The organism is Ruegeria sp. BHSC223 (assembly GCF_059613025.1).
Genome location: NZ_JBXWRR010000033.1, coordinates 1 through 4,364, shown reverse-complemented (window position 1 = coordinate 4,364; position 4,364 = coordinate 1). Strand labels below are relative to the sequence as shown.

The 4,364-nt window shown below is 66.8% G+C and carries 2 protein-coding genes; both read left to right on the top strand.

The annotated features are described in order from the left end of the window. Positions 1–1,667, top strand: a 1,667-nt coding sequence (locus tag AC2FNY_RS20930; protein ID WP_496803643.1) for an NAD(P)H-dependent oxidoreductase subunit E, incomplete at its 5' end; no start/stop codon positions are given. A gap of 1 nt (position 1,668) precedes the next feature. Further along, positions 1,669–4,364: formate dehydrogenase subunit alpha (gene fdhF, locus AC2FNY_RS20925; protein ID WP_496803642.1), on the top strand; the 2,696-nt coding region annotated here is incomplete at its 3' end.

Genomic DNA, 4,364 nt, shown 5'->3' with positions numbered 1-4,364 from the left:
CGGGCGTATGGAAGAGTGGTCGTGGTCGAGGGCGTCGATTGCCGAAGGGTCGTGTTTATAGCGATGAGGGTTTGGCGGCTGTACGGGCTTTGCTGGGGGATCGTCCGCGGCGGCGGGATTTGCTGATCGAGTTTCTGCACCTGATCCAGGACGCTTACGGTCATCTGTCGGCGGATCATCTTGCGGCTTTGGCGTTCGAGATGAAGCTGGGGCAGGCGGAGGTTTACGAGACCGCAACCTTTTACGCGCATTTTGACGTGGTGAAGGAGGGCGAGACACCGCCGCCGGCGCTGACGATCCGGGTCTGCGATTCGCTGAGTTGCGAGCTGGCCGGGGCCGAGCAGCTGCGCGCGGCGCTGGAAGAGGGGCTCGATCCGGGCCAGGTGCGGGTGTTGCGGGCGCCCTGCATGGGGCGCTGCGACACGGCGCCGGTGCTGGAGCTGGGCCATAACCATATCGATCACGCCACGCCGGAGAAGGTGCGGGCGGCGATCGCGGCGGGCGATACCCATGCGCATCTGCCCGATTACGAGGGGTTCGACGCCTATGCGGCGGCGGGCGGCTACGCGGTGCTCAAGGACCTGCGGGCGTGCGGCGACTGGGAAGCGGTGCAGGACAGCGTACTGTCGGCGGGCCTGCGCGGCCTGGGCGGCGCGGGTTTCCCCTCGGGGCGCAAATGGGGCTTTGTGCGGGCCAATCCGGGCCCGCGTTACCTGGCGGTGAATGGCGACGAAGGCGAGCCGGGCACCTTCAAGGACCGCCATTACCTGGAGCGGGTACCGCATCTGTTCCTCGAGGGCATGCTGATCGCGGCCTGGGCGGTCGAGGCCGAGACCTGCTATATCTACATGCGCGACGAATACCCCGCCGTGCTGGAGATCCTGGCCGCCGAGATCGCGGCGCTGGAGGCGGCCGGGATCGTGGCCAAAGGCTATATCGACCTGCGCCGGGGCGCGGGCGCCTATATCTGCGGCGAAGAAAGCGCGATGATCGAGAGCATCGAGGGCAAGCGCGGCCTGCCGCGCCACCGGCCGCCCTTCGTGGCGCAGGTGGGTCTGTTCGACCGTCCGACGCTGGTCCATAATATCGAGACATTGCATTGGGTTGCGCGCATCTGCCGCGAGGGGCCGGAGGTTCTGAATTCGGTCGAGAAGAACGGCCGCAAGGGCCTGCGCAGCTATTCGGTCTCGGGCCGGGTGGCGAAGCCCGGGGTGCATCTGCTGCCGGCGGGCTCGACCATCCGCGACGTGATCGCGGCGGCGGGCGGCATGGCGGCGGGCCATGTGTTCAAGGCCTATCAGCCGGGCGGGCCGTCGTCGGGCCTGCTGCCGGCGAGCATGGATGACATCCCGCTGGATTTTGACACGTTGCAGCCCCATGGCAGCTTCATCGGCTCGGCGGCGGTGGTGGTGCTGAGCCAGCAGGACAGCGCGCGCGACGCGGCGCTGAACATGCTGCGCTTTTTCGAGGACGAGAGCTGTGGCCAGTGCACCCCCTGCCGGGCGGGCTGCGAAAAGGCGGTCAAGCTGATGCAGGCCGAACACTGGGACCGGCCGCTGCTGGAAGAGCTGTGCCAGGTGATGGCGGATGCCTCGATCTGCGGTCTGGGCCAGGCGGCGCCGAACCCGATCCGGCTGACCATGAAACACTTCGCGGAGGAGATCTGAGATGGCCGACGGCGCACATGTCGAGATGGTGAGCTTCACCCTCAATGGCGAAGAGGTCACCGTGCCCGAGGGGCTGACCATCTGGGAGGCGGCGCATGGCCGCGGCCTGGTGATCCCGCATCTCTGCCACAAGCCCGACCCCGGCTATCGCCCGGACGGCAATTGCCGCGCCTGCATGGTCGAGGTCGCGGGCGAGCGCACGCTGGTGGCCTCCTGCATCCGGCCGGTGGCCGAGGGCATGGTGGTCACCACCGACAGCGCCCGCGCCGAGGGCGCCCGCAAGATGGTGGTCGAGCTGTTGCTGGCCGACCAGCCCGAGGTGGCGCATGACGCGTCCAGCCATTTCCACGCCATGGCCGGTCTGAACGGGGTGAGCGAGAGCCGCTTTCCCGCCAAGACGCCCGACAGCGTGCCGCTGCTCGACGACAGCCATGTGGCGATGCGGGTCAATCTGGATGCCTGCATCAACTGCAATCTCTGCGTGCGCGCCTGTCGCGAGGTGCAGGTGAACGACGTGATCGGCATGGCCGGGCGCGGGGCCGGGGCGCAGGTGGTGTTCGACCAGAACGACCCGATGGGCGCCTCGACCTGCGTGGCCTGCGGCGAATGCGTGCAGGCCTGTCCGACCGGCGCGCTGATGCCGGCGACCGTGCTGGACAGCTATCAGCATGGCGACAGCGCCGATTACGACCGCGAGGTGACATCCGTCTGCCCGTTCTGCGGCGTGGGCTGCCAGCTGAGCTTCAAGGTCAAGGACAACAAGATCAAATACGTGACCGGCGTCGACGGTCCGGCCAATGAAAGCCGGCTCTGCGTCAAGGGGCGGTTCGGCTTTGACTATATCGACCACCCGCACCGGCTGACCAAGCCGCTGATCCGGCGGGAGGGCGCGCCCAAGGGGCTGAACGTCGACCCGGGCAATCCGCTGAGCCATTTCCGCGAGGCCAGCTGGGAGGAGGCGCTGGATTTTGCCGCCCGCGGCCTGGCCGATCTGCGCGCGCAAAAGGGCAGCTATGTGGCCGGGTTCGGCAGCGCCAAATGCTCGAACGAAGAGGCCTATCTGTTCCAGAAGCTGATCCGCCAGGGCTTTGGCCATAACAATGTCGACCATTGCACCCGGCTCTGCCATGCCTCCTCGGTCTCGGCGCTGCTCGAGAATGTCGGCTCGGGCGCGGTGACCGCGACCTTCAACGAGATCGAGAACGCGGATGTGGCCATCGTGATCGGCTGCAACCCGATCGAGAACCATCCCGTGGCGGCGACCTATTTCAAGCAGTTCACCAAACGCGGCGGCAAGCTGATCGTCTGCGACCCGCGCGGCGTCGGCATGGGCCGCTTTGCCACCCACCGGTTGCAGTTCAAGCCGGGCGCGGATGTGTCGATGCTGAACGCGATGATGAACGTGATCGTCGAAGAGGGGCTGTATGACCAGGCCTATATCGACCAGTTCACCGAGAACTGGGAGGAGATGAAGGCGCATCTGGCCGAGTACAGCCCTGAGAAGATGGAGCCCATCTGCGGCATCGCGGCCGGTGATCTGCGCGACGCGGCGCGCACATTCGCGGCGGGCAAGGCGGGCATGATCTTCTGGGGCATGGGCGTCAGCCAGCATATCCATGGCACCGACAACTCGCGCTGCCTGATCTCTCTGGCGCTGATGACCGGCAATGTGGGCAAGCCCGGCGCGGGCCTGCACCCCCTGCGCGGTCAGAACAATGTGCAGGGCGCGTCCGATGCGGGGCTGATCCCGATGTTTTTGCCCGATTACCAGTCGGTCACCGATGATGGCGTGCGCTCGGCCTTTACCTCTGTCTGGAACTCGGGCGACTTCTCGAACCAGAAGGGGCTGACCGTGGTCGAGATCATGCATGCGATCCACCATGGCGACATCAGGGGCATGTATATCCTGGGCGAGAACCCGGCCATGTCGGACCCCGATGTGGATCATGCCCGCGCCGCGCTGGCGATGCTCGACCACCTGGTGGTGCAGGATATCTTCCTGACGGAAACGGCGAACTATGCCGACGTGATCCTGCCCGCCAGCGCCTGGGCGGAAAAGACCGGAACCGTGACCAATACCAACCGCCAGGTGCAGATGGGCCGCCCCGCCGTGGCGCCCCCGGGCGAGGCGCGCGAAGACTGGTGGATCGAGGTGGAACTGGCCAGGCGCCTGGGCCTCGACTGGGATTACACCCACCCCAGCCAGGTCTTTGCCGAGATGAAGCGGAACATGAAATCGCTCGACAACATCACCTGGGAGCGGCTCGAGGGCGAGGCGGTCACCTATCCCTCGCTCAGCCCCGAGGATCCGGGCCAGGCCATCGTCTTTGGCGACGGCTTCCCGCGCGCCAACAAGCGGGCCCGCTTCACCCCGGCCAGGATCGTCGAACCCGACGAGCGCCCCGATGCGGACTATCCCTTCGTGCTGATCACCGGGCGGCAGCTGGAACACTGGCACACCGGCTCGATGACCCGGCGGGCCACCGTGCTCGACGCGGTCGAGCCCGAGGCCAACTGCTCGATGCACCCCGCCACCCTGCGCGCCATGGGCATCGAGCCCGGCGACATGATCCGGCTGACCACACGGCGCGGCAGCGTCCAGGTCATGGTCCGCGCCGACCGCGCCATCGCACAGGACAACGTCTTCCTCCCCTTCGCCTATGTCGAAGCCGCCGCAAACATCCTCACAAACGCAGC